The sequence below is a fragment of the Kroppenstedtia sanguinis genome (genome assembly GCF_050433445.1).
GTDB classification, from domain to species: Bacteria; Bacillota; Bacilli; order Thermoactinomycetales; family DSM-45169; genus Kroppenstedtia; species Kroppenstedtia sanguinis.
In genome coordinates, this window is the sequence record NZ_JBNPXF010000031.1 from 1 (window position 1) to 26534 (window position 26534).

At 51.6% G+C, this 26534-nt stretch carries 19 protein-coding genes; 3 read left to right on the forward strand and 16 right to left on the reverse strand.

Annotation, left to right across the window (positions count from 1 at the left end):
- Window positions 1-505: 505 nt before the first annotated feature.
- The gene (locus JOD24_RS14845; protein ID WP_380165534.1) at window positions 506-1909 is read left to right on the forward strand and encodes an esterase-like activity of phytase family protein; all 1404 of its coding nucleotides are present in this window, start codon (window positions 506-508) and stop codon (window positions 1907-1909) included.
- A gap of 197 nt (window positions 1910-2106) precedes the next feature.
- On the forward strand, window positions 2107-2976 hold the full coding sequence (locus tag JOD24_RS14850; RefSeq protein ID WP_429247245.1) for a phosphotransferase: 870 nt from the start codon (window positions 2107-2109) through the stop codon (window positions 2974-2976).
- On the opposite strand, the gene JOD24_RS14855 is transcribed toward JOD24_RS14850, so the two are convergent.
- From JOD24_RS14855 to JOD24_RS14910, 12 genes are all read right to left on the reverse strand, one after another.
- The gene (locus JOD24_RS14855) at window positions 2948-4621 is read right to left on the reverse strand and encodes a CocE/NonD family hydrolase (RefSeq protein ID WP_429247227.1); all 1674 of its coding nucleotides are present in this window, start codon (window positions 4619-4621) and stop codon (window positions 2948-2950) included. The genes JOD24_RS14850 and JOD24_RS14855 overlap by 29 nt on opposite strands.
- A gap of 391 nt (window positions 4622-5012) precedes the next feature.
- Window positions 5013-6335, reverse strand: coding sequence for a vWA domain-containing protein (locus JOD24_RS14860; RefSeq protein ID WP_429247228.1), 1323 nt, complete (start codon window positions 6333-6335; stop codon window positions 5013-5015).
- A gap of 316 nt (window positions 6336-6651) precedes the next feature.
- Window positions 6652-9705 (reverse strand): efflux RND transporter permease subunit, encoded by a 3054-nt coding sequence (locus JOD24_RS14865; RefSeq protein WP_429247229.1) that lies wholly within the window; start codon window positions 9703-9705, stop codon window positions 6652-6654.
- 320 nt (window positions 9706-10025) lie between these two features.
- Complete coding sequence (locus JOD24_RS14870; RefSeq protein ID WP_429247230.1) at window positions 10026-10511, reverse strand: acyltransferase; 486 nt, start codon at window positions 10509-10511, stop codon at window positions 10026-10028.
- The gene (gene ppaX / locus JOD24_RS14875) at window positions 10508-11179 is read right to left on the reverse strand and encodes a pyrophosphatase PpaX (RefSeq protein WP_429247231.1); all 672 of its coding nucleotides are present in this window, start codon (window positions 11177-11179) and stop codon (window positions 10508-10510) included. The genes JOD24_RS14870 and ppaX overlap by 4 nt, the downstream gene beginning before the upstream one ends.
- On the reverse strand, window positions 11176-12129 hold the full coding sequence (locus JOD24_RS14880; RefSeq protein WP_429247232.1) for a nucleoside recognition domain-containing protein: 954 nt from the start codon (window positions 12127-12129) through the stop codon (window positions 11176-11178). The genes ppaX and JOD24_RS14880 overlap by 4 nt, the downstream gene beginning before the upstream one ends.
- On the reverse strand, window positions 12126-13034 hold the full coding sequence (lgt, locus tag JOD24_RS14885; protein WP_380165518.1) for a prolipoprotein diacylglyceryl transferase: 909 nt from the start codon (window positions 13032-13034) through the stop codon (window positions 12126-12128). The genes JOD24_RS14880 and lgt overlap by 4 nt, the downstream gene beginning before the upstream one ends.
- Window positions 13035-13461: 427 nt before the next feature.
- Complete coding sequence (gene hprK / locus JOD24_RS14890) at window positions 13462-14397, reverse strand: HPr(Ser) kinase/phosphatase (protein WP_380165516.1); 936 nt, start codon at window positions 14395-14397, stop codon at window positions 13462-13464.
- Between the two features lie 101 nt (window positions 14398-14498).
- Window positions 14499-15416, reverse strand: coding sequence for a CDP-alcohol phosphatidyltransferase family protein (locus tag JOD24_RS14895; protein ID WP_429247233.1), 918 nt, complete (start codon window positions 15414-15416; stop codon window positions 14499-14501).
- Window positions 15417-15814: 398 nt separating this feature from the next.
- On the reverse strand, window positions 15815-16924 hold the full coding sequence (locus JOD24_RS14900) for an ABC transporter ATP-binding protein (protein ID WP_429247234.1): 1110 nt from the start codon (window positions 16922-16924) through the stop codon (window positions 15815-15817).
- 279 nt (window positions 16925-17203) lie between these two features.
- Window positions 17204-18235 (reverse strand): PucR family transcriptional regulator, encoded by a 1032-nt coding sequence (locus JOD24_RS14905; RefSeq protein ID WP_429247235.1) that lies wholly within the window; start codon window positions 18233-18235, stop codon window positions 17204-17206.
- Between the two features lie 112 nt (window positions 18236-18347).
- On the reverse strand, window positions 18348-18689 hold the full coding sequence (locus tag JOD24_RS14910) for a phage holin family protein (protein WP_429247246.1): 342 nt from the start codon (window positions 18687-18689) through the stop codon (window positions 18348-18350).
- A 235-nt stretch (window positions 18690-18924) separates the two neighbouring features.
- Between JOD24_RS14910 and JOD24_RS14915 the strand changes: the two genes are divergently transcribed.
- Window positions 18925-19155 carry a hypothetical protein gene (locus JOD24_RS14915; protein ID WP_429247236.1) on the forward strand — a complete coding sequence of 77 codons (231 nt, stop codon included), beginning with the start codon at window positions 18925-18927 and terminating at the stop codon, window positions 19153-19155.
- A gap of 53 nt (window positions 19156-19208) precedes the next feature.
- Here JOD24_RS14915 and JOD24_RS14920 read toward each other — a convergent pair whose 3' ends face one another.
- The 4 genes from JOD24_RS14920 to JOD24_RS14935 form a co-directional block, all read right to left on the reverse strand.
- Complete coding sequence (locus tag JOD24_RS14920; RefSeq protein WP_429247237.1) at window positions 19209-19598, reverse strand: DUF302 domain-containing protein; 390 nt, start codon at window positions 19596-19598, stop codon at window positions 19209-19211.
- A 123-nt stretch (window positions 19599-19721) separates the two neighbouring features.
- Entirely contained in the window at window positions 19722-22613 is a 2892-nt protein-coding gene (uvrA, locus tag JOD24_RS14925) for an excinuclease ABC subunit UvrA (protein WP_429247238.1), read from the reverse strand.
- A gap of 3 nt (window positions 22614-22616) precedes the next feature.
- Window positions 22617-24608 carry an excinuclease ABC subunit UvrB gene (gene uvrB, locus JOD24_RS14930; RefSeq protein ID WP_429247247.1) on the reverse strand — a complete coding sequence of 664 codons (1992 nt, stop codon included), beginning with the start codon at window positions 24606-24608 and terminating at the stop codon, window positions 22617-22619.
- Window positions 24609-24988: 380 nt separating this feature from the next.
- Window positions 24989-26425, reverse strand: a complete 1437-nt coding sequence (locus JOD24_RS14935) for a S41 family peptidase (protein ID WP_429247239.1) — start codon at window positions 26423-26425, stop codon at window positions 24989-24991.
- Window positions 26426-26534: the final 109 nt, after the last annotated feature.

A 26534-nucleotide genomic window follows, 5' to 3' on the forward strand; every position in this document is an offset into this window, starting at 1 on the left:
TCTTCCCTGTGTTGCTTCCGTAAGGCTTTGCCCCTGCCCGATCGGAAGATTTGGAGCGGCCAGTTTTCACTTCCTTGCCGGATGGCAACGGTCGCATGGGTGAACACGATCTCCCCATCCAAAATATGGCTAATCAACACGCCTGTTCCTCCATATCTAAAAACGCAGGTCACCGATAACATGTCTCCTTTGAACTTTAAAGAACCATCCTGATCGATTGGATCCCTTTCGATATTGCATGACATACACGTCGGATTGCGCAAGGTTTTCTTGTTCCCATGCATCCAAATTAAAAAAGACCCTCTAATCGACTGGGGACAAATACGACGCCCCTGTGATTCCAATAATTTCATATCCTATCCTATGTACTATAGCGAGGGAGCATTTTCTGCCTGTATTGTTGAAATCTCGCAGTATTTTTATTAACTATTTGTAAATGGATCATTTCACCCTAGAAATCCTGCTATAATAGGCTCCGTTCAATCATCATGGAGGAGGATAGGTCATGCATAAAAAATCCTTAGTAGCTCTGGGCTTAGCCGCGGTTGTTTCGCTTTCTATTTTGATCCCATCTTTTGCTGATCAACAAGATTCCAACCCACAGGATAATAAAAATAAGAAACCAAAGGACCCTATTATTACAAAACATGTGATAAAAGTGGATAAGTCATTAAACGTGCCTTATGATAGTAAAAACAAAGCTTTATTTCCCGATGGACTGCCAATTGGTTTAGGTTCTGGTATGACAATTAAATCATTGAAAAAAAATGGGGACTTAGAACTCTATTTTCTAACAGATCGAGGACCCAATGCGGATGGTCCCAAATACAAAGATGAAGCTCAAGAAGCTAAAACAATACTGTTTCCAACCCCTCACTTTACTCCCCAAATTGGGACTGCTACTGTTACAAAGAATGGGGTTATTGTTAACGAAACAATCACATTAAAAGATGCAAAGGGTCAAGATATTTCAGGTCTGCCAATGGAACCTGGTAGCGTCGGTTCTACAAATGAAGTGGCACTAAGTAAAAACCTTGAAAAGCTCCCATTTGACAAAAATGGGCAAGACCCTGAAGCGATCGCAGTAGATAAAGACGGTAATTTTTGGATTGCTGATGAATATGGTCCATTTATCACCCAATTTGATTCTAATGGGAAACAATTAAAGAAATACATGCCTGGTGACGGCCTTCCAAGTACTCTAAAATACCGCCAGCCAAACCGCGGATTCGAAGCGCTATCGATCACACCAAACGGTAAAGTGTATGCCTCAGTACAAAGTACATTGGATATTAAGGGTAAAACAAAAAATACAGCTTCGTTCATTCAAATCGTCGAATTAGATCCTCAAACAGGTAAAACAAAGTTATTCGCCTACCCACATGATGTGAAAGCATATAAAAATAGCAGAGATGCTAAGATTGGTGATATGTTTGCCATATCCAATTCAAAGTTTGTGTTGATTGAACAGGGTAAAACAAAGGATAAAAAAATGCGTAACCTTCTTTATCTCATCGATTTAAAAGGTGCCACGGATATTTCTGAAATGAAGGTAGATGGCCGAGAATTGGAATACAGTGATAATCTTTCCAAACTGAAAAAATTCAAACCCATTAAGAAGAAAAAAATTATCGATCTAAGAAAGCATGGTTGGGAGGCTGAAAAAGCAGAAGGGCTAGCTGTTCTTCCTGATAAACAAACCATTTTCGTTTTAAATGATAACGATTTTGGTGTTTCACTTGATGTCAAAGATGACCAAGTCGAAAAACCCGATATTGAAGACTACACCCTACATGCTGATGGAACATTGACGTATAAAGGCCAGTCTGCTGATCCAACATTAACAGTTGTACCAAACAATGAAAAAACGCACTTATTTTCTATCAAATTGCCCAAACCTCTAAAGTAGAGGAGGTTGTGAAAACGGAACCGATTTTTCCCTAGATTGAGGGAGAAATCGGTTTTTTTACTTTGGAATTAGAATTAGAAGCGGGTTGACGAATCCGGTTTACTTTAGTAAGAGGAACCAACAGAAGTCGTTTTAGTGCTGATCCCGACTCTGCCAAACCGCTCTTTAACTGCCCAAAAGTAGCAGGAGCGGATGAACTGCCCGATCTCCCCTTGATCGCCAGCTGCCTCCGCCATATCAAGGAAAATGGATTTCAACGGATCCCGGAACCGGTGGCCACCCCTTCCAGGAAACTCCTGGTAAGTCACCAAGGGGAATTTTACTTTATGGAGGAATGGCTCGATCCGAAGGAGATCCCTCCACACAGCCTCCCCTACTTCAAAAAAATGGGGGTCGCACTGGCCAAGTTCCATCGTGCCTCCGCCGGGCTACCCCCGCCCAAATCCGTTCCGGACCGCAATCGGTGGGGTAAACACCCGGCTCTCCTCGCCAAGGCTGGGAAGCGACTGGAAACATGGAGCCGCCAAGTCCGAAATGCATCTGCAGAGGCTCCCGCCCAACTGGCCTTCCTCTCCACCCGCTGTCAACTGGCCCAGCAAACGATCCAGGAGGTCTCCTTGCATATCCTATTTCAAACCCAACCCCAATCCGCCGTCTGGTGCCACAATGCCCTTCAACATCGTAATATCATGTTGGATCGGCAGGAGCAATTCTGGTGGATCGACTTTGAAACTCTGGCCTATGCTGAGAGAGTCCGGGATTTGGCCCACCTGTTAGAATATCACGCGGCTCCCTACGGTTGGCCTCCAGATGCGGTGCAACAATTTCTCTCCGCCTATGAATCGGCTTGCTCCATCCCGCTGAGCCGGGAAGAGTGGCTCCTCCTCCGCGGTCATCTCACCTTCCCCGAACGTCTCTACAAACGTGCACGGCGCTGTTTCGGTCGTTCCCACTCCCGTTCCAAGGACTGGCATGAATTGCGCAAGGGGTTGCAGCGAGAACAGATGAAGGAGAGTCTACTGCAGCACCTCGCTCTCCTCACTCCCGGGGAATCACCGGAAGGATAAGGGCGGAGGGGTATTCCCGATGATGGTAGACCTTCTGCTCTGCCACCACCATCTCCGTGCTCTGTCCCAACTCCGCCCCGGTATTCAGATTGCGGTCATACTTGGGAAAGGCACTGGAAGCCACCTCTACCCGAATCCGATGTCCCTTTTGAAACAGGTGAGAGATATTCCAGCAGTCGATCTCATACTCATAGATTTGTCCAGGCTCCAGCAATTGCGGGTGATCTATCCCCTTGCGAAAGCGTCCCCGGACCATCCCGTCAGTGAGCCGCTGGGCAAATCCGTTGGGCCACACATCGAGGAACTTCACCATAAAATCGGTGTCTCGGGCAGAACTGGAGGCGAACAGTCGCATCCGGATCGGACCTGTCACTTCCAGATTCTCTTTCAAGGCTGCGGTCGTGTAGACCAGTACATCATCCCGCCGTTCCACAGCGGAGTAATCATCGGGACCTCCGATCTGGTTGGAAGTGGGATCCGTGAGGAAAGGAACCGGATCCGCCGGATCGTAGGAGTAGCGATCCGGCAACTCCTCCCCCGGCGCCTCTTGTGACAATTGTCCGTCCCCGAAGCGGCTGTTGGCCCGTCCGCCGCTGTGAAGATAAAAAGGAGTCCAACGTGTTCGCTGTAAAGGCCATTCCCGCTCCTGACGCCATTGATTTTCTCCCATCACGAAGATACTGACGGGAGGCTCCTCAGCCACCCCATTGGCCTCCCCCTTCAACCAGCGATCAAACCATCGCAGTTGAAGGGCGTTCAAGTCGATCAAAGATTGGGGTCCGAAATCCAGCTCTCCCAGCCGGGTGGACCGGTTCACTTGGTGGGGCCAGGGTCCCATCACCAGCTTCTGGTGCTTCCGGGCGAAGTCCGTCTGGGCCTGAGTGGTCATCCCGACGTAGTTCAGAGGAGTACCCACCTGTTCATCATCGTACCAGCCGGAGATGTGCAACACAGGCAGATCCAGCTCATGGAACCGTTCCTGGTAGGCGATCCGGCGCCACCAATCATCCAATCGGGGATGTTTTACTTCCTCCCGCCACCGAGGCAAAGATTTGCCTGTCTTTTCATCCATCGTCAACAGAGGAAGATGCCAATACACCTGCTCCCAATCGATCACGTTTACATCCTGCATCACCCGGCCGCTGGTCATATACAACCAACAGAGATGTTGCGGTCCTGGCAATCCCGTCGGCGTCTCTACAAAAGGGTCCGACGGAGTGACGGTGGAGATCATCGCCTTCAGATGAGGTGGCTGTGTCAAGGCGGTCAACCACTGGATCCGGGCTAGGTAGGATGCACCCATGGTCCCTACCACCCCATCACACCAAGGCTGAGCCGCAGCCCACTCAATGGCGTCATAGCCATCTGCTCCCTCGTTGAAATAAGGGATGAACTCCCCGTCGGAATCTCCCCGCCCCCGAACGTCCATGGAGACAAATCCATATCCCCGGGCGGCAAAATAGGGGGCGGTTTGGTAGACGAACTCTCCCGCTTTCCCATAGGGAGAGCGAACCACGATCGCCGGCACCGGTTGCTCCGTCTCCGGTAGATACAAGTCAGTGGACAAGGTCACCCCGTCCCGCATCGGCACCCGGACATCTCGATGGATCCGGACATCCAGCCGTTCCTGTTGCTGTTGCTGCATGATTTTCTCCTCCCTTTCAATGAGACTCCCTTTTCTTTTTCGGTCTATGAGCCGATTTCCCTGCTCTGCAAAGGCGATAAATCAGAAAAAAGCCGCGAGTCTGACGACAATCGCGGGACGGGTCCGGTTATCGGATCGAACAAGCTCTCTCTCATGTGCGGTGATTGACATGACTCCTTAAGAAAACCACTTTGGGCCAAAAGGTCGCTTGAGCTGTGCATGAATCCCTTTTACCGCCTATTTTCGAGTTGATCCACAGCCTCCCTTTCAGAGCGGGTCTTGCTTCTCAGGGAGACGAGCCGTCCCCTGGACGGCCACATTCCCCCGTTTGTTGAAAACACGCAGATCGATGCGGGACATTTATTCACCTCCTTGAGGGGAAGAACAACAATCAATCGTGTGTATTTCTCTTGTCTTCAAGATCATCTAATTGGTCGGATACTTTACTCTTTAGCTTCTCCCTCATTTTTTGTCTTTCCAAATCTCTTTTTTTAATTGATTCACTAAATCTTGCACCAAGTTTTTCACTTATTACTTTTCTTCTATCCTTGTTGTACTGTCTAAGTTTAGGATAGTCTCCTTTTTTGTTCATATAGGTTATAGCCTTATCAAAACGATTTGATTCTTTTTTATAGTACCTGTCTCTGTATAAGTTGTGAGTTTTCCTTAGATACTCTCTTTTATCATCTTCTTGGGATCGAAACTGACTTGTTACATCCCCTTCATACTTCATCCATTCCAACTTCAATTTTGCATACTCATTCCGAAAGTATGTATCTAATTCCGCCTTGGAATTTGCCGAAAAGTACTTTCCTCCGCCTGCTTCCGCCACCTTCTTTAAGGCCTGATGCTCTTTGTTTCCCACATCAAAGCCGATGATATTGACCGTCGCCTTGATATTGGATTGATTGAGAGATTTAGCTTCTTTCACCGGGTCACCGCCACAGGTCTCCAAGCCATCACTTACCACATAGATCCTGTTTTCAGCCTGACCCTCGGTTTCCTTCAATCGCTGGCCCGCCTGGTTCATCGCTCCTGCCAAAGGAGTCCACCCTGTCGCCCGGATCGGATCCAACTTGCTTTGCAACGTGGATTCATCATAGGGGCCCATTTCGACGATCTCTTCAATCCCCTTGCAGGATTCGGATTGGTCCGCTTTGCTGTTGCTTCCCTTGTGTCCGTACACGATCAGGGAGACGTGGGTCCCCTCAGGCAACTGGGAGGTAAAGGTGCGGACGGCCTCCTTGGCCACCTGCATCTTTTCGCCCCCGCTGACCCGGGCAGCCATACTACCGCTGGCATCCAGCAGGATGGTGACGTTGTGCTGTTTCTCCTCCGGCCCATTTACCTCTGTTCCCGGCTGATCTCCGGAGACATTAAAGGTGGGATCAAAGTTGTCATAGGCATCCTTCACTGGCCCGTAATCCTCGGCAATGAGGCTGACGATGGTGTTGAAGACTTCCTCATCGCTGGCATCCTGCGGGATTTTGTCCAACTCAGCTTCCACCTTAGCTTGGTCATACTTGTCCCCGGAGTAAGTGCCGGCACCCTGCTCCACGATCTCTTCAATGGTGGTGGCAATCTTTTGCTTGTCTGCACCCGCCTCTTCCTTCACCTTCTCGCCACCACTTCCGGCTTCCTGGGAACAGCCCGCAATCATGACGGTAGCAAAAAACAAAAGAAAAGCGTTTTTCCATGCCTTAGTGAACCTCAATTCTTTCGCCCCTTTTTTGATAATAAATTCCACATCGATTATATCCTACCTTGAAGGATGACGTAATAGGTTGAAAGTTTTAATCCCTGTTCCAGAACGATTTGGATTCCGAATACAAAAAAAGCCCCACCCTCCAGGCCATGTCATCAGGGGTGCTTCATGCAATCGCGGCCCTTCTTATCCCACTTGTAGCTGTTGCTCCGTACTCTGATTAAGCGATCATACAACAGCTGGGGCGCTGTGCAAAAAACAACCCGGCAACCCAAGTGAGTTGCCGGGTGTTCTTTATACCGGATACAGCCAGGGAGGCACGAGGTCATTTGGCTTCTTGAGTTGCTTTTTTCATGCGGCGGGTGGCCGGGTCAAACCAGCTGTAGATGACAGGGATGACCACCAGGGTTAAAAGAGTACTGGAGAAGAGGCCTCCAATGACGGTGATCGCCATGGGTTGTTGGATTTCCGTCCCTTCTCCCCACGCGAGAGCGAGGGGAACCAACCCGAGGACGGTAGTGGTCGCCGTCATCAGAATCGGGCGCAAGCGGGTGATGCCTGCCTCGACGATGGCCTCATAAGAGGGGATTCCGCGCGCCTTGAGCTGATTGATATAATCCACCAGCACAATCGCATTGTTGACGACAATCCCCGTAAGGACGATCAGCCCAATCATGGCCGTCACCCCTACCGGGGTCTGCGTCAGCCAGAGTGCGGCAGTGACACCGATAGCCATGAGCGGCAAGGTCAGCATAATGACAAAGGGATACTTGAAGGATTCAAACTGAGCTGACAGGACGAGGAAGACGAACAGGATGGCCAGAACCACTGCCAACAGCAAATCATTCATCGCATCCTTGAGCAGTTCAGCGCCTCCGGTAAATTTCACTGTTAAATTGGAGGGTAAGATGCGGTCCAGTTCCTGCTGCACCTCTTGCTCCAATGCCCCCAGATCGGATCCGTCATATTGCACCTTGTATTCGATACTATCCAACAGATCGCTCCGGTTGACTGTGATCGGACCTTGTTTCACTTCCAGATCCGCCACTTTGGACAGCGGGACGGTTCCACCTGTGGGTGTTTGAATCGGGAGCTTCTTCAACTCGTCTGGCGAGTCGCGCAACTCATCCTCATAATGGAGGAACACATCATAAGAGCCTTCCTTCACATCAGTCTGAGTCACCACTTGCCCGCGGGTAGCATCGGAGACCGCCGTCACGATTTGCGCCGGGGCCAGTCCTTCCTTCTGTGCCTGCTTCCGATCAACACTTACCATCAATTCCGGTTTCGTTTCCTTTTCAGAGTCCGTCACCTGCCGAACCCGATCCATCCCCTGGAGGGTGGAGTGGATTTTGCCCGACCATTTTTCTAAATCCTCTTTCTCCCCGCTCACCCGGAACTCCAAGGTATTGGGGGCTCCCGCAACTTCAAAGGAGGATTGCTCCCGCAATTCCACCTCTACATCCGGATCCACCTGGGCCAGTTTCGGCCGCAGATCATTGATAATCGTCCGGGTGGATCGGTTCCGCTCACTACGATCTACGGCTTGGACATAGATTTGGGAGATGTTTCGTCCACCCTCCCCGGAAAGTGAATTTAGACTGCTTCCCATGGAAGCCTGGTAGCTTTTAATATCCTTGTCCTTGCCCAGAATCGATTCCATCTTAGCGGAGACTTGTTGTGTCTTGTTCAGCCCGGTTCCTTCGGGCATCTTCACATCCACAGTGAACACACCCTCGTCCGAAGCGGGGAGAAATTCCGTCCCGACACTGCGCACGCCCATTGCACCGGCTCCCAAGAGGGCGAGGGAGATCAGCAGCACCGTGAACCGGTGAGCGAGAGACCAGTTCAACAACCCACGGAAGCCACGGTAAAAACGGCTATTTTTCTGTTGTTCCTTCCAGTCTCCTTTAGGCTTTTTCATCATTTTAGCGGCCATCACTGGCACAAGGGTGAGCGAGACCAGCAGAGAAGCCAACAGACTGAAGGAAACGGTAAAGGCAAACTCCTTGAACAGTTGACCGACCATACCGCTGACAAAGACGACCGGTACAAAGACAAAGACGGTTGTCACTGTAGAAGCGGTCACAGCCGCCGCTACTTCTCCGGCTCCTTTGATCGCAGCTTGCTTGTTGTCTTCGCCCTGCTGCAGGTGTCGATAGATACTTTCGATCACCACGATGGAATTATCCACGAGCATCCCGATCCCCAGGGCCAAACCACCCAGGGTCATAATATTCAGGGTGAAGTCAGACAAGTACATTAGGACAAATGTGGTGACGATCGAGAGCGGAATCGCCACGCCGATAATCAAGGGACTGCGGAAAGAACGGAGGAACAGGAAGAGCACCAACATCGCCAAGATGCCGCCGATCACCATGGTGCTGCTCACATTCTGAATGGACATATCCACATATTTCCCCTGGTCGAAGATGATATGGGTATCCACATCCAGCTTTTTGCTCAGCTGCTCCAGTTCCTCCCGCACATCCTGGGAAACCTCAGCTGTATTGGCTCCCGACTGTTTAAACAGATTGATCCCGATGCTGGGCTTGTTGTTGGTGCGGGTAATGATATTTTTCTCTTCTTTACTGATGCGGACATCAGCCACATCATCCAGGGTGGTCTTCTTTCCCGTGCGGGGATCCACAGCCAACTCCAATTCCCGAATTTGCTTGAGACTGGTCAGTTCGGAAGAGACCCGCGCTGTCAGATCCTGATCCCCTTTATGGATGATTCCTCCAGGTTGACTGATCTCAGTCCCTTGTATCCGCTCTTGGATATCCGACTGGGAAAGATGATATTTTTTCATCTGTTCAGCATCCAGCGAGATCCGGATCTGACTCTCCCTCAAACCGGAAACATCGGCACTGGCCACTCCCGGCAACTGGGAGAGATTCTGACTGATCTGGTCGATGTCCTCCCGCAATTCTTTGTCGGAAGTTCCCTTGGTCATCACCGAGAGTTGGACAATGGGAAAAGTGGAGGGATCAAATTTCAGGAAACTCGGTGTGTCCACATCATCGGGCAATGGAGTTTGATTGATCCGGGAAATCACATCGTTTTGCAATTGGTTGATATCCTGGGACCATTCAAACTCCAGTAAAATCAGGGTCGACCCTTCCCGTGTCTGACTCTGGATATTTTTCAGTCCGGGCAGTGTGCCCAGATGTTTCTCCAGAGGTTTCGCCACTTTCTCCACGACTTCCTCTGGCCCTGCCCCTGGATAAGAAGCGACCACGGCCCCTACCGGAGGCTGAATATCCGGCAACAAATCGGTCTCTAGATCATTGAGGGCGACAAAGCCCATCACCAAGACGATAATGACCGCCACGGTGGTGAACACCGGCCGCCGGATGGCTGATCGGGCGAACCACATCAATGTTTCCTCCGTTTCCATATCTAGATCTGGAATTATGATGATTCATCATGACTTCATGCCCCGACCGTCAACTCCGAATACGGAGACGGATCCACCGGTCCCATAGATCAACTGAATCCAATTATTCCAAGAACTTCTGCATCCTGAATTGAGGCTGAAACCCTTCTTCCCTCTATACCCCCACAAGCTACCAAATATTCTCCTTTTAAAAAACCGGAGGGGACCCTCTTTCCGCAAACTCCGAAAGGAACCTGATACTTCCCGGCAAAAAAACAGAAATCCCCGTCGATTGAGGTCAACCGACGGGAGTGGGCTGACTAGTTTTTTTCCCGGATGATCCGGACGGGATTGCCAGCGGCAAAGGCGCCAGGGGGGATATCCCGATTGACCAGGGAAGCGGCTCCCACCACTGCCCCATCTCCGATCCGAACCCCCGGCAGGATGGTGGTATTGGCTCCAATCATGACCGAGTCCCCGATCTGGACGTCTCCCACCCGGTATTCTTCGATCAGATATTCATGGGTGAGAATCGTGGTGTTGTAGCCGATAATCGTATCGTGTCCGATCCGGATCCGTTCCGGATAGAGCAGATCCACTGTCACCTTGAATGCAAAAGCCGTCTTCTCCCCCACTTCCATGCCGAGCAAGCGGCGGTATAAAGAATTTTTCCAGGAGAATACAGGAATAAATCGGCAAACCTCACCCACAAGGGCATTACGAAACACCTTGGCAAGGGGGAGAATCCGGTAGAGTTGCCAAAGTGAGTTACTGTCTTTCACCGGATAACGCTCGGTTCTCCTCATCTTTTCCCGTCACTTTCCACGGGTGGCAAGCCGATGATCTCATAGAGATCTTCCATGGATTCCAACATGAATTCCGGCTGATAAGCCAACAGAGACTCTCTCCCGTGGACGGTCCAGGCGACGCCGGCCCCGGAGACATCTGCATCCTGGGCCGCCAGCAAGTCATATTTGGAGTCGCCTACCATGAGAGTGGTTGCCGGCTTGGCCTGCAGCCGGTCCATCGCCAACCGAATCGGAGCTCCGTCGGGTTTCGCTTTCTTCGCTTCCCCGAAACAGATCACCTCAGCAAAGAACTCCTCCAATTGACAAAGCCTCAACCCCATCTCCACCGTCTGCCTCTGTTTGTTGGAAACTACGGCCATATCCAATCCCTGTTTCTGTAATTCTGCCAATACCTCAGGAACCCCTGGGAAAGCTTCCACCAAATCATCATGGTGGGCCACATTATGCTCCCGATAGGTTTGAACCATCGCTTCCGCTCGTTCCTCTCCTCCAAAGCGAACCATCTGGTCCCACAGAGGTTCCCCCAGACAAGCCATCACCTCTGGTTCACCGATTTCTTTCTCTGGACAATGACAACGCAACGTATGGAGGAAGGAAGAGAGGATCAGTGGCGTCGTGTTGAGTAGCGTACCATCCAGATCAAACAGAACCGTGTGGAACTTCACGCACAATCACCTCCCGCTGTCACCTGCTGGTTCGCCGGTTTGGAACCCCGCAAAAACCAGGCCAGCAACAGAGTGAGCAACACAGCCACTCCAAATCGGATCAGGAGCAGCGGCAAAACACTGATTCCCAAGGGAATAAAAATCACGGTGTCCTCTACAACGGCGTGGCAAGCGGCGAGAAAGAGAACCATCACCGTCATCTCCCGCCGGGTAAATCGCTTTTCCCGAGCCTGTTCGATGATTACTCCCGCTCCCATCGCCAAACCGAAGAGGAGTCCCCCAGCCATGATCACCGATCCTCGAGGGTCGATCCGCAAGGGAAGCAACACCGGTTTCATCCCATCGGCAAAACGTTCCAACCAGCGGAGATCTTTCAGGATCTGGATACCGATCATCAAGGGGAACACCACGATCGCCATCTGTAATACACCCATCACCGCCGTTTGTAAGGCTGCCCCAACCGTTTCCCAGCCCCCCTGGGGAGCTGCCGGAGTAGCCGAGATCAGCCCATACGCCGCTGCCTCACCCCCGCCATTCCAAGACCACTGAATCAGAACGGCAGATAGGAGAGCCAGCGAGATTCGCACTCCCATCACCAGGAAGGCGGAGATTCCCACCCGACGGCAAACTGCTGACTCCACCAGTAAATTGTGGGAAAAGCTGAGCATTACGGCCAGGATAAAGACCTGCTTCACCGTTAAATCCAGACTGAGGATGGCTCCGATCCCGGCATAGAGGTTTAACAGATTTCCCAGAACCAGCGGAATGGCCGCCTCCCCTGGCAACCCGATCCAGGACATGATGGGGGTCAGTCCCTGCACAAACCAATCAATCACTGGCGTATGTTGCAATACGCTGACCAGTAGTGTAACGGGAAAGATCACCTTTCCCAGCTCCCAGGAAGTGTTCAGCCCGGATTGGACCCCCTGTTTCCACTGAATCCGTTTCAACCTGACACGTTCTCCTTTGATTGCAGATAGGGGTCTTTAGCCCAGCCTTTCATCCGGCGAACCAGGACGAAGAGGATCCCCAACAACACCAACGATAGGCTGACCAACTGGGCAATCCGAATATTGCCGTCGGCCATCATTCCCGGTTCAAACAAAACCTTCATGGGAGACCAGATCCCGTTCAAGAAAGAGGCGAGCCAAGCCGGGCCCTCAAAAGTCAGACTGTCTGTCCGCAATCCTTCGATAAAGAAACGCCCCAAAGAGTACCAGATGAGATAGGTGAAGAAGATCTCACCCCGCCGTGGATTCCACCGTCGCAACAGAAGCAAGATCACCAAGCCGGCCACATTCCAGAGGGATTCGTACAAAAAAGTCGGATGGTAATAAGCACCCTGTATATTCATCTGGTCGATCAGCCAATCAGGCAGGTACAATCCCTCCAGGAATTGTCGGCTGACTTCCCCCCCATGGGCTTCCTGGTTCATAAAATTGCCCCAGCGGCCGATAGCTTGCCCTAATATGATGCTGGGAGCTACAATATCCGCGATCTGCAGAAAGGGGACTCCCCTTTTCTTCACAAAGAAGGCTCCGGCGATCAGGGCCCCGATCAAGCCCCCGTGAATCGCCAGCCCCCCTTTCCAGACGGCGATGATATCGCCGGGATTCTGCAAATAATACTCCCACTCAAAGGCTACATAATAGAGGCGGGCACCCACGATCGCCGCCGGGATCACCCAGATCATCATATCGAGAAACAGCTCACTGTCGAGCCCGTGGCGCTGCCCTTCCCGAATAGCGATCCACAGCCCGAGCAGAACTGCTGTACCCATAATGATGCCGTACCAGTGGACCTGAATCGGGCCCAATGAGACGGCGACCGGATCGATTGCCTGTGCAAACTGCATGCATGGCTCCTCCTTTGTGTCGCGTTCATTGAAAAGTCAATACTCATTTTAACTTACTTGCGGCGGAAATGAAACGCAGAGAAGCGAAGCCATCGTGATCCTCTTGGCCCCCCTGAAACCGGAGCCTTGTGAGAGCGGGGCTCCGGTTTCAGGGGGCCGGGGGGCAGACCTATGTGACCGTCCCTGATCTCTTGCAAAAAGGATCCCCCACTGCTCTTTCCTTCTACACTGAATTGCCAGACACGTTCTAGTGCCGAGCCGGTCGGGATGCGGTTTCACATGGCGGCACCAAAGTTCTTGCAAGCCAAGTCACTCCCTGTGAAACCTCACCCTCCCTTTGTTGTTTTCACAGGCTTCCAAGGTGCGGCTTATTTTGAGGCACTGGGCGAACCCTCTTTCCTTCTACACTGAATGGATTTTCCAGACCCTAGTCAAAATCCTCGGGGTCATCCAGATTTTGGTTCAATTTTTCGGAAAAGTGTTGAGCAGCATGGTAACCCATCCGTTTCAGGCGGAAATTCATCGCCGCCACTTCGACGATCACCGCCAAGTTCCGGCCGGGTCGCACGGGAACGGTCAGAAGTGGGATCTCTGTATCCATGATCCGTATCCGATCTTCATCCAACCCGAGCCGATCGTATTGCGTGTTTTCCCGCCAAGCTTCCAGCTGGATCACCATGGAGATTCTCTTGTAATCCCGTACCGCTCCCGCCCCGAAGAGAGTCATCACATTGATGATTCCCAATCCTCGAATCTCCAGTAGATACCGGATCAACTCCGGGGCATGCCCCACGAGATCATTCTCCTCTGCCTGCCGGATCTCCACCGCATCATCTGCTACCAACCGATGTCCCCGTTTCACCAGTTCCAATGCGGTTTCACTTTTCCCAATTCCACTGCTTCCCGTGATTAAGACTCCTACCCCGTATATATCCACCAACACCCCGTGCATGGTGGTCGTGGGTGCCAGCCGCTTTTCCAGATAGCTGGTCACTTTACTCCCAAATCGGGTGGTTGAAATCGAAGTGGACAAAACCGGAATTTGCTTCGCTTCCGCTGCTTCCACCAGCTCTGGTGGGACCTCTTCTCCCCGAGTGATGCAGAAGCAGGGGGTCTGATCATTGCAGAGAAACTGAAACCGTTGTCTCCGAACCGCCTCAGACAACCCCCTGATAAAGGTAAGCTCCGTCCGCCCCAACATCTGAAGACGTTCCGCAGGATAATAGGTGAAAAAACCGGCCAACTCCAACCCGGGACGATACTGGTCACTGGTGACCAACTCCCGATCCAAACCGCCTTTACCCCCGTGAATCTCCAGGCCAAACTGTGCTATCAGCTCTTCCACCCTCACTGATTTTCCCATCCCCGAGCTCCTTTCCGTCCACGTACAACAAAAGCGGCCGGGAGTCCGGCCGCCCCTTCAGTTGCAGAATACCTTTTTCCCTGTGGGCTGTCAAAGGGTTCTTACACCTCAGCGGATCCAGTTGAAACCGCGTGATCTCTTGCGAAAAACTCTCCGCTCTGGATCTGTTCCAGCTCCCTTTTCAGATCCCGGGTGCTTAACCACATCTTATAGATAATCGCCAATTCAAACACAAACAGGATGATAGCGCTGATCACTACCGATTCCGTGATCAAACCCGTAATCGGACCTACTATAAAAACAAACATCTGAAACTCAATCCCACTGAACAAGTGGGGACGGACTCGCGCTTCTTCCAGACGGTCTCTCACCTTCAGATACCAACCAAAATTTTTTTTAAATGCTTGGTTGAGATCCACTTTTTTCTTAGTCTGCTCCTCGAGCTGGGAATCAGATTCTTCCTCTTCCTCCCAAGTTTCGATTCCCTCTAATTCAAGGGTCTGCCGTGCATCCCGCTTGGCTTGACGTATTTTTTTCCGCATTTCACGGCGGAGTTTATACAGTTGCAAAGCATCCATATAACGCAACATATCCATGAAGATAATCACGATCGCCAGGGCCAAATATGTCAAATCACCGGTTAACTGGAACTGTCCCGCCATCAATGCCAGACCGCAAATCACTACTCGCACTCGATCCAACATATAGTCCAGCCACATTCCAAAAATGGATCCAGTTCCTTTTAAGCGTGCAATTTTTCCATCCATACAGTCCAGTACAAAGCTGAAATGAAACAAAACAGCACCGATACATAGGGATACCGGATCTGCGCGGAAGAAGAACCAGGCAGCTACACATCCAAGCAAAAAAGCGCCTAACGAGATCTGGTTGGGTGTGACACGGGTGTGGTTGGCCAAGGGGAGCACCAATCGGGAAGCCAATGGATCCACCAGGAACACCGTCCACCAAGCATCTCGTTTTTTGTACGTTTTCTCTTTCACTTCCTCCAAAGAATGCATGCAATTGACCTCCCTAAATTTGTTCTTTCTTTTTTCCTCTTAGGTCGAATTGCAGGGCTGGATTAACCATCAAGTGGATGATGGGAACGAAACGACCCTTTCGCTCTTCCCATTGCCCCCCATCATAAAATACCGCTTGAGGGGACGGGGAGGGTGGGACGGTTACGATCTCTTGCAAAAAGCGCAAAGACTCTTCACCCTCCCGCCATCCCCACCTTATTTCCCGCCTAAAATAGGGCTAATCAACACGCCTGGTCGAATTGGACCTCTCTTATAATTATTCCATAGCAGGGCGATATTCCCTTTCGTTCTTTTCTTATATATCGCACCTTTCCAACTAAAAAGCGGTCCTTTGATAAAAAGGAACCGCTTTTTCTTTATGCTCCCCTAAAGCGGGATCAGAACAAGGCGACTTCCGTCTCCTTGTCAAAGACGTGCACTTTATTCATATCCAAAGCCAGTTTCACCTGATTACCAGCGGCAAACCCGGTACGAGCATTCACCCGAGCGGTCACCCATTCTTCAGTGAGCCCTGATAAATAGAGATACATCTCCGAACCCATGTTTTCCGCTACTTCCACCTGAGCTGTAAAACAGCTTTCTGGAGCTGACTCCAAAAAGAGGGGCTCATCATGGATGTCTTCGGGGCGGATTCCAAAGATCACTTCTTGGCCTATCTTCTCTTGTTCTCGCAGAATCTTCCCTTTCCCCTCGGGGATCTTGACATCCAGACCGCTTCCCTTGAAGTGAACCGCTCCGCTTTCTTCCTCCAGGCGTCCGTGAATGAAGTTCATCGATGGAGATCCGATGAATCCGGCGACAAACACATTGGCGGGATGTTGATAGATCTCGGTGGGCGTGTCCGCCTGCTGGATTACTCCATCTTTCATCACCACGATCCGATCCCCCATCGTCATCGCTTCCGTCTGGTCATGAGTAACATAGACAATGGTGGTCTTCAGCCGCTGATGCAATTTGCTGATCTCAGTCCGCATCTGTACCCGGAGTTTGGCATCCAGATTGGACAGGGGCTCGTCCATCAAAAATGCCTGGGGCTCCCTGACAATGGCCCGGCCGAGAGCGACCCGCTGTCGTTGTCCACCAGAGAGAGCCTTCGGTTTGCGGTCCAACAGGTGTTCGATATCCAGGATTTTGGCCGCATCCCGCACCCGTTTGTTAATCTCATCTTTCTTAAATTTGCGAAGTTTAAGACCAAACGCCATGTTTTGAAATACATTCATATGCGGATAGAGTGCGTAGCTTTGGAACACCATCGCAATGTCCCGGTCCTTCGGGGGTACATCGTTCACCATGTGATCGCCGATATATAATTCCCCTTCTGAAATCTCCTCCAAACCGGCAACCATACGGAGAGTGGTCGACTTTCCGCAACCTGAGGGACCGACCAACACCAAAAATTCCTGGTCCTTGATCTCCAGGTTGAAGTCATCCACTGCCGTGACATCCCCGTAACGTTTGTAGATATGATTCAGTTTGAGTTGTGCCATGATGAAACCCCTTTCATTCTCCGTTTCTCCCATTGTACCTCGAGCAGAGAAGGGGCTCCACCGGCAAGGCGACCAAAAATTCACGGCTTCATTTGAGCAATTTGCCCAGGCGTGTTGATTAGCTCTATTTCAGGCAGGAAAACAGGTCGGGATGGTGGGAGGGTGAAGAGCCTTTGCACTCTTTGCAAGAGATCGGAGCCGTCCCACCCTCCCCGTCCCCTCAAGCGGTATTTTATGATGGGGGGCAATGGAAAGAGCGAAAGAGTCGTTTCGTTCCCATCATCCACTTGATGGTTCATCAACAGTCCTGCAATTTGCCCATGACCGGCAACGGCGGGACAACCGGAGAACCAACCGGATCCGAAAGGCATCTTCAAAGCGACGGGCATCCAGACCGGTTTCCTGCTTGAGCCGATCCAGACGATAAATCAATGTATTTCGGTGGATAAACATCCTGCGAGCGGTTTCACTCACATTGAGATCCTGTTCCAGAAAGGTTTCCAGTGTTCGGCATAGCTCCTCATCCTCCCAGAAAGGGGAGATGGGCAGATCCGCAAAATATTGTTTTACTACTTCCTCATCCAGCGATTCCAGCAATTTCTCCAAAGAAAATTGCCAGGTGGTGTACGCCAGATCTCCGGGGAGATAGATTCGACCCAGCCGCCAGGTGTCCCGCAACACCGCTATCGCCCGGGGCAAAAGGTGGGCCTCATGAATCCCTGGATGAACCACCACCTTCACATCCTCCCCCGCTTCTGTGGTGATCACTTCCGCTAGTCCCCAAGCCGCTTCTTCCAGCCCTCTTTCCCACCTCTGTGGCCCTTCGCCATGAATAAAGGAAAGAGGCAACAGGAGAAGCGATTCTCCCCCATCAAGGGGAACCAACCAGGCTCGCCCCTCAAAATAACTGCTCACCACCTTTTTCAAACTGCTCATCCTCTCGCAAGAGAGGACCGAATGAACTGCCAAAAAGGGAACCCGCTCCTCTTGGAATAGCTCCTCCACTGACAGCGGAGGAGGGGAGGATTCTCCACGAATCTCTGTCAGTTGCAACCACCTCTCCAAAATGGCTGGGGGTTCCGCTGAGTCCGATGCTCGAAGCCAGTTCTGTCTCCACTCCTCCAGAAAGAGGTGGACAAGTGCTTTTTCTTGCTCGGTAAGCCCACCCTTCACCCACAACCGGTAGGCTCGGTCCAAGGGAAAGGAATCCGAAACAGAGGATTGCGACAGTTCCTCCTGCAAAACCTTCACTCTTTTTCCCAAGGCCTCCTCCAATCGACTCGCCAGTCGGGAAAACCTCCTATCTCGCAAAAAACTCCCTCCCATCTTCACTCCAGTATTTCACTCAAAACAGATAAAAAAGAAGGAGCGACCCCGCTCCTTCGAAGGGAGAACAGCCTCCTGTTTCTCCCGCCGTGATTTTTCAATCCCGCAACCCCTTCCAGATCCCATTTAACAGCCAGGAGATCACACTGACCAAGATGGAACCCAACAGGGCACCGATGAACCCACCCACGGTAAATCCGGGTACCAGCATACCGGTGACCCAAAACAGGAGTGCGTTCAGCACAAATATAAACAGGCCCAAAGTGATAAAGGAGATCGGCAGTGTCAAGAAAACGATCACCGGACGGATAAATGTATTGATCATTCCCAGCACTAACGCCACCAACAGAGCCGTGCCAAATCCCTCCACCTCAATCTGCGGAATCAGCTGGGCAGCCAGCAAGACTGCTAAAGCGTTCAATAACAGACGGATAATCATTCCCAACTTTCATACCTCCTCACAAATTTCTATTTCTTATAGTATCCCAACCTAACCATTCTGGTGCAAGCTGACTTTTTTCTGAGTTTGAAACGATCCTCGCCGACTGAAGACCTCCTGAGTGAGCTGACAGACGTCCATTTGCGGATTCTTCCTCCAAAGGTTTCAAACGCCTTTCCGTCCAGCCAAGTATCGAATAGTTTGGAATCAGATACACAAGAAAGGAGGAAGGGAAATGCTCACTTCCCTGCGACGCCTGTTCCAGCGGAGGTTTCCCCATTTGTTTGGCAGAATGAAAGGATGGTCCAATTTTCGGGGTGGACTCGGTATGAAAAGGGGACTCGGCCTCTTCAGCGGAATTGGAGATTTTTTGCCCAAAGTGATGAATATGTGGGGAAAAGTTCGCTCCTTCTGGTCCATAATCAGCCCCCTCCGCAACATGATGAAATCCCTGATCGCCAGGTAATGGAAAAGCCGGCCCTGTCCCGTGGGACTGGACCGGCTTTTCTGTGATTCCGGTTATTTGACGGCATCGATCACCTGGACCAGAGTTTCTTCCACTTCGATAGCAATTTGCTTCAAATCCTCATCTTCCGTCATCGCCATCAGGGAAGTGGGACGGAGAAGCCCGATATGGGTTTTCAAGGTTTCCTCACTCCGATAAACCACGATCTTGCAAGGGAGAAAATAACCGCCCTTCTGGTTGCGGATCAACACTTTCTTGGCAACATCCGGATTGCAGACTTCCAGTACGCGAAAGTCCTGTTCTAAGGCGATACCTTTTTCCATCAGCTTGGTGGGAATGTCCAGTTTCCACAAGACTCCAAACTGGTGGTCAGAGAGTGTACGCTCCAAAGCTGTGATCGCTTCGTCCACTGTCTTTGGGGTTTCCACCGTATAATCAAACATCCGATTCCCCCCTATCGATTTCCTACAATATAATTTTACACGATCCTGCACTTTAGGGTGTGTCATCTTTCCTAAGCTCTGCGAAGCTTCAATCCGATACGAAAGGCCACTGGAAAACCCGTGTCAGCCGGTTTTACCTCCGGCCTGGCGAGAGATTCCTTCAAGCAGCTCCTGATGGAAGCGCTCCATCCGGTGCCGGTCTCTTTCCAGAATCGGCCGCAGAAACTGTCCGGTGTAAGACGCATCCACTTTGGCGACCTCCTCCGGAGTTCCCGTGGCGACGATGGTGCCGCCCCCCGTCCCCCCTTCGGGTCCGAGGTCAATCAGGTAATCCGCTGTCTTGAGCACATCTAGATTATGTTCGATCACCAAGACGGAATCGCCATTTTCCACCAGCCGCTGTAATACATGCAACAGGCGGGAAATGTCGTCTACATGGAGACCTGTAGTCGGCTCATCCAAAATGTAGAGCGTGCGCCCCTTGCTTCGCTTGTACAGCTCGGAAGCCAATTTCACTCGCTGGGCTTCACCGCCGGATAGAGTCGTGGCAGGCTGACCCAGTTTGAGATAACCTAGGCCCACATCAAACAGGGTTTGCAGTTTCCGCTGAATGCGGGGAATGTTTTTAAAAAACTCTAGCGCATCCTCCACCCGCAGATCCAACACATCAGAGATGTTTTTCCCTTTGTATTTCACTTCCAGGGTATCCCGATTGTACCGCTTGCCCTTGCATTCTTCACAGGGAACATAGACATCCGGCAGGAAATGCATTTCAATCTTGATGATCCCATCTCCCCGGCAAGCTTCACAACGCCCCCCCTTGACATTGAAACTGAACCGGCCCTTTTTATATCCCCGTACCTTGGCCTCCTGGGTGTTGGCATAGACATCCCGGATATCGTCAAAAACACTGGTGTAGGTGGCCGGGTTGGAACGTGGGGTGCGACCGATAGGGGATTGGTCGATGTTGATCACTTTGTCCAGATGTTCCATCCCCTGGATCGCCCGGTGCTTGCCGGGAATCCATTTCGATTTGTTCAACTCCCGGGCCAGCGATTTCAACAAGATCTCATTGACCAGGGTGCTTTTGCCGGAGCCGGAGACTCCACTGACACAGGTGAAGACGCCGAGGGGAATTTTGACGTTGACGTTTTTCAGATTGTTCTCCCTAGCCCCTTTGATCTCTACCCAGTTGCCATTGGGCTGGCGTCGCTCCTCCGGTAGGGGGATGAACTTGCGCCCTGACAGATACTGCCCGGTGAGGGAGTGGTCCGTCTCCATCACCTCTTCCGGGGTTCCCTGGGCCACGATATAGCCTCCATGGGTTCCCGCCCCAGGGCCAACGTCGATGATGTGGTCAGCGGCCAGCATCGTATCTTCATCATGCTCCACCACGATCAGGGTATTGCCCAGGTTACGCATCTCTTCCAAGGTTCGGATCAGCTTGGCGTTGTCCCGCTGGTGAAGCCCAATGCTGGGTTCATCCAGAATATAGAGAACCCCCATTAGCTTCGAACCGATCTGGGTGGCCAGTCGGATCCGCTGCGCTTCCCCGCCGGATAAGGTACCGGCGGCTCGGTTTAATGTGAGATAGTTCAGCCCCACATTGATCAGAAAACCGAGGCGGTTATCAATCTCTTTCAGGATTTGCCGTCCGATGGTCCTCTCCTTTTCCGTCAGTTCCAGATGGGAGATAAACTCCCGTGCTTCCTGAATCGACAAGGAGGTGACCTTATGGATGTTCTGTTCACCCACCCGGACACTGAGGCTCTCTTTGCGCAGTCTCGCTCCCTGACAGGTGGGGCAAGCTTTGTTGCTCATATAGTTTTCAATCTGCTCCCGGATCATGTCAGAGCCTGTCTCCCGGAAACGACGTTCCAGATTATTCAGCACCCCTTCAAATCGAATCTGAAGTTGCCTCATCTGGCCGTCTGTCTCATAGCGAAACGGGATTCGTTCGCCAGTTCCATGGAGGATTTTTTTTAGATCTCCCTTGGGTAGCTTCTTTACCGGCACATCCATGTCGATTCCATAATGATTGCAGACCGACTCCAACAGCGAGGGGTAGTAAGTGCTGGTCTTCCCAACCCAAGGTTCCACAGCTCCTTCATGCAGACTTTTGCTCTTGTCCGGGATCACCAAGTTGGGGTCCACCTCCATCCGGCTCCCCAATCCGTCACAGGTGGGACAGGCTCCGAAGGGACTGTTGAAGGAGAACATCCGCGGGGACAACTCGTCCATACTGAAGCCGCATTCGGGACAAGCCAGATTTTGGCTGAACAGCATCTCCTCCCCATCGATCACATCGATCAATACCTTACCCTGGGCCAGGCTGAGGGCGGTTTCCAGAGAGTCGGTGAGCCGAGTTTCAGTCCCCGGCTTGACCACGATCCGATCGACAACGACTTCAATGGTGTGTTTTTTGTTTTTCTCCAGTTGAATCTCCTCGGCGAGATCCCAGATCTCTCCGTCCAAACGGATCCGGACAAACCCCTGCTTCCGGATCTCCTCAAGCAGCTTGGTATGCTCCCCTTTACGCCCTTCCACGATCGGAGCCAGAATCTGAATCCGGGTTCGTTCCGGCAACTCCATGATCCGATCCGTCATCTGTTGTACCGTCTGAGAAGTGATCTCGATTCCGTGCTCCGGACAATAGGCACGCCCCACCCGGGCATAGAGCAGACGAAGATAATCATAGATCTCCGTAACCGTTCCTACTGTAGACCGGGGATTGCGGCTGGTCGTCTTCTGGTCGATAGAAATCGCCGGAGAAAGTCCTTCGATAGAATCGATATCGGGTTTATCCATCTGCCCCAGAAACTGACGGGCATATGCAGACAGGGATTCCACATATCGCCGTTGCCCCTCGGCATAGATGGTGTCAAAGGCGAGTGAAGATTTCCCGGATCCCGACAGACCTGTCAGTACAACCAATTGATCCCGGGGGATGGTCACATCCACCTCTTTCAGGTTGTGAACGCGGGCCCCGCGTATAATAATATTTTCCTGGGCCACAGTTTATGCTCCCTCCGCTTTCAGTTCCAAGATCATATCTCTCAACTCCGCCGCCCGTTCAAACTGGAGATCCCTGGCCGCCTGTTTCATCTCTTTCTCCAATCCTTCAATCAGCTGTCTCCGCTCTTTCCCACTCATTTTCTCCATATCAGGGGCCACTTGATACGTTTCGCTCTCTTCCGCCACCTTGGTGGCTTCAATCACGTCACGTACCGCTTTTTGGATGGTCTGCGGAGTGATCCCGTGTTTTTCGTTATGAGCTATCTGCACTGACCGACGGCGTTCCGTCTCTTCAATCGCTTTCTTCATTGAATCAGTCATCTGGTCGGCATACATGACCACTTCTCCATTCGCATTGCGAGCTGCCCGGCCGATGGTTTGGATCAGCGATCGCTCCGCCCGCAAAAAGCCTTCCTTGTCGGCATCCAAGATGGCCACCAGAGAGACCTCTGGCAGATCCAACCCTTCCCGGAGCAGGTTGATCCCAACCAGCACATCGAACTCACCCAGGCGGAGACTTCGCAGGATCTCCATCCGCTCAATCGTCTTGATATCGGAGTGCAGGTACTGTACCTTGATCCCCGCCTCCTTCAGATAATCGGTCAGATCCTCCGCCATCTTTTTGGTCAGGGTGGTGACCAATACCCGTTCACTCCGGGCCACCCGCTTGTTCACCTCGCCGATCAGATCGTCGATCTGACCTTCGATGGGACGGACGTGAATTTTGGGATCGAGCAGACCCGTGGGCCGGATGATTTGCTCGGTCAGCTCGGGAGTTTTCCCCAGCTCGTAGGGGCCGGGGGTGGCAGAGACAAAGATCACCTGCTGAATCCGTTTTTCAAACTCCTCAAATTGCAGAGGCCGGTTGTCCATGGCAGAAGGCAATCGAAAGCCGTGGTCCACCAGCATCTCCTTGCGGGAGCGGTCCCCTTTGTACATCCCACCGATCTGGGGGACGGTGACATGGGACTCATCGATGATGGTCAGAAAATCGTCAGGGAAGTAGTCGAGCAGAGTAAAGGGGGGCTCTCCGGCCTTTTTGCCCACGAGATGCCGGGAATAGTTTTCGATCCCGGAACAAAAACCGATCTCCCTCATCATCTCCATGTCATAGCGGGTCCGCTGCTCCAACCGTTGCGCTTCCAACAGCTTGTCCTGAGATTTTAGAGCGGCCAGCCGTTCGTCCAACTCAGCTTCGATGTCTTTCAGAGCTCGTTGCATCACCTCTTGCCGCGTCACATAGTGGGAGGCAGGAAAAATAGCAATATGCTCCCGATCTCCCAGGATTTCACCCGTCAACACATCGATCTCCCGGATACGGTCGATCTCATCTCCGAAGAACTCCACCCGAATCGCCTGTTCACTTCGGGAAGCGGGAAAGATCTCCAACACATCCCCCCGAACCCGGAACGTCCCTCGGGTAAAGTTGATGTCATTGCGTTCATACTGAATATCCACCAAATCTCTGAGCACCGCATTGCGATCCTTCTCCATCCCCACCCGCAGGGAGACCACCTGTCCTTTATATTCCTCGGGAGAACCGAGGCCATAAATGCAGGAAACACTGGCGACAATAATCACATCTTGCCGCTCAAACAAGGCACTGGTGGCAGAGTGTCGCAATTTATCGATCTCATCATTAATCGATGCATCTTTTTCAATATAGGTATCCGTCTGGGGCACATAGGCTTCCGGTTGGTAGTAATCATAATAACTGACAAAATATTCGACGGCGTTTTCGGGGAAAAACTCCTTCAGTTCCCCGCACAATTGTGCCGCCAGCGTTTTGTTGGGGGCGATTACCAGTGTGGGTTTTCCCGCCCGGGCGATGGTATGGGCGATGGTAAAGGTTTTTCCCGTTCCGGTCGCCCCCAGCAATGTCTGATGCTTTTTCCCCGTCAGGACACCCTCCGTCAGCATCTCAATCGCTTTCGGTTGGTCCCCCTGGGGTTGATATTCGGAAATCAGGCGAAACCCGTCGTCAGCCACAGCCATCACCTCGTTTTTGTCATCCGTACCATTATACCACAACCTCACGGAAAAATAGGAACACCCGTTCCAAGAATATCAGGCGCGTTGATTCGCCCTATTTTTAGGTAGTAAATAAGGTCGGGAGGGTAGGACGGTGAAGAGCCTTTGCACCCATAGGGCACAAGTCTCGCCAGGGTCGCTTTCCACTCCCGGGTCTCGCTATGCGCTCTTTGCAAGAGATCGTAGCCGTCCCACCCTCCCCGTCCCCTCAAGCGATATTTAACGATGGAGGCAATGGGAAGAGCGAAAGGATCATTTCGTTCCCATCATCCACTTTAGGGTTCATCAACAGCTCTGCAAGCATATATAAAAAAGCCCCCCAACCCAAGGGGGGGGTGGGAGGATTACTTCTCTTTTTTCAAGGTTTCCACAGCCACCCGAAGTTGCAGATCATTCTCCGGTTTGCGCAGCATCTCGATAAATGCATCCTGCAATTTCATCGCAGTCTTCCCGTCGACCACTCCGGTGACGGACAACTTTTGCGTTTTTTGGAAAGCCTTGACGGCGGTCTCCGTCTGTTCACTGTAGTATCCGTCCTTGCGGTCCGGCCGATAGCCCAGCCCTTCCAAAATCAGCTGGAGGTTCTTCACCTGTTCGGAAGTCATGTCCCGTTTGAGGGTTTGATCCGGTTGTGGCGGAGTTGCGCCGTAATAGTCGGGAAGTTTCACCTTGACATCCGGTTTAACTCCTTTTTTATGAATCCAGTTTCCTTCTGGAGTCAACCATTTAGCCATGGTCAGCTTCAGGTTGCTACCATCCTCAAAATCCTTCGCTGTTTGGACGGTTCCCTTACCAAAGGTAGCGTCCCCCACTGTTTTGTATCCACCGGACTCCTTCAGCGCAGCCGCCAGAATCTCGGAAGCACTGGCCGATCCTTTATCTGTCAGAATGACGATCGGGTACTCTTTTTTCTTTTTCAGCTTCGATTTGTATTCCACACGCTGACCGGACTTGTCTTCCGTCATCATGATTTTCTTTTCGTCAGGCACCAGTTGCTCACTGATTTCCACCACAGCTGGGAGCAGTCCACCAGGATTTCCGCGGACATCGATCACCAGCCCTTTCAACCCCTTCCCTTCCAGTGTTTCCAGCTCATTCAGAAAATCTTTGGATGTATCTGTGGAGAATTGAGAGATCTCCAGCTTTCCAATCTTTCCATCCAGCATGTCCCCATGAACTGTTTCGATAGGAATCTCATCCCGGACGACTTGGACATTGAGAACTTCACTCTGTCCAGGACGGGAGACTTGTAAGCGGGCTTTCGAGCCTTTGGGCCCTTTGATCTTGGAAACCGCTTCGTTCAGATCCATTCCTTCCAAGCTGTCCCCGTTCACCTTGAGGATCTGGTCCTCGGGACGCAGACCGGCCTTTTCTGCAGGGGAGCCTTTAAATGGAGAGACGATCGTCACCTTCCCTTTCTTCAGGGTGACTTCCGCACCGATCCCTTGGAAGGTGGAATCGAGGGAGGAATGAAACTGTTTGGCCGTTTTTTGGTCCATATAGGCGGAATAAGGGTCGTCGAGGGAATCCACCATTCCCCGGATGGCTCCGTCAATCAGTTTTTGATCATTTACTTCACCGATATACTGGGCTTTAATTGTTCCGTAGGCTTCTTGCAATTTATTTAGATGATCCTCCATCCCGGAGTTGCTACTGACCAGTGAAGACCCCGTCATTCGGGATAATAAGCCCTCGTCACCCACCACCACCGCCGTTGTCAAACTGCTGAAAAGGACGGTGCAGACCACGATTAGGGCAACGGTACGTCCGCGCATATACATGCAAACACCACCTTTGATTACATCTCACGGGCTGCCTTACTGACATCCCTCTCCACACGACTCGACAGGATGGGGTCACAGTCAACCACCCGGAACTGACGAGGGATTG

Bases quoted from the DNA above. Each gene is read 5' to 3' on its own strand.
- JOD24_RS14910 (WP_429247246.1), bottom strand. From the start codon at position 18,689: ATGATTATCCGTCTGTTATTGAACGCTTTAGCAGTCTTGCTGGCTGCC.
- JOD24_RS14845 (WP_380165534.1), top strand. From the start codon at position 506: ATGCATAAAAAATCCTTAGTAGCTCTGGGCTTAGCCGCGGTTGTTTCG.
- JOD24_RS14855 (WP_429247227.1), bottom strand. From the start codon at position 4,621: ATGCAGCAACAGCAACAGGAACGGCTGGATGTCCGGATCCATCGAGAT.
- JOD24_RS14900 (WP_429247234.1), bottom strand. From the start codon at position 16,924: ATGGCACAACTCAAACTGAATCATATCTACAAACGTTACGGGGATGTC.
- JOD24_RS14895 (WP_429247233.1), bottom strand. From the start codon at position 15,416: ATGCATTCTTTGGAGGAAGTGAAAGAGAAAACGTACAAAAAACGAGAT.
- JOD24_RS14915 (WP_429247236.1), top strand. From the start codon at position 18,925: ATGCTCACTTCCCTGCGACGCCTGTTCCAGCGGAGGTTTCCCCATTTG.
- lgt (WP_380165518.1), bottom strand. From the start codon at position 13,034: ATGCAGTTTGCACAGGCAATCGATCCGGTCGCCGTCTCATTGGGCCCG.
- JOD24_RS14935 (WP_429247239.1), bottom strand. From the start codon at position 26,425: ATGTATATGCGCGGACGTACCGTTGCCCTAATCGTGGTCTGCACCGTC.
- hprK (WP_380165516.1), bottom strand. From the start codon at position 14,397: ATGGGAAAATCAGTGAGGGTGGAAGAGCTGATAGCACAGTTTGGCCTG.
- uvrB (WP_429247247.1), bottom strand. From the start codon at position 24,608: ATGGCTGTGGCTGACGACGGGTTTCGCCTGATTTCCGAATATCAACCC.
- JOD24_RS14870 (WP_429247230.1), bottom strand. From the start codon at position 10,511: ATGAGGAGAACCGAGCGTTATCCGGTGAAAGACAGTAACTCACTTTGG.
- JOD24_RS14865 (WP_429247229.1), bottom strand. From the start codon at position 9,705: ATGTGGTTCGCCCGATCAGCCATCCGGCGGCCGGTGTTCACCACCGTG.
- JOD24_RS14920 (WP_429247237.1), bottom strand. From the start codon at position 19,598: ATGTTTGATTATACGGTGGAAACCCCAAAGACAGTGGACGAAGCGATC.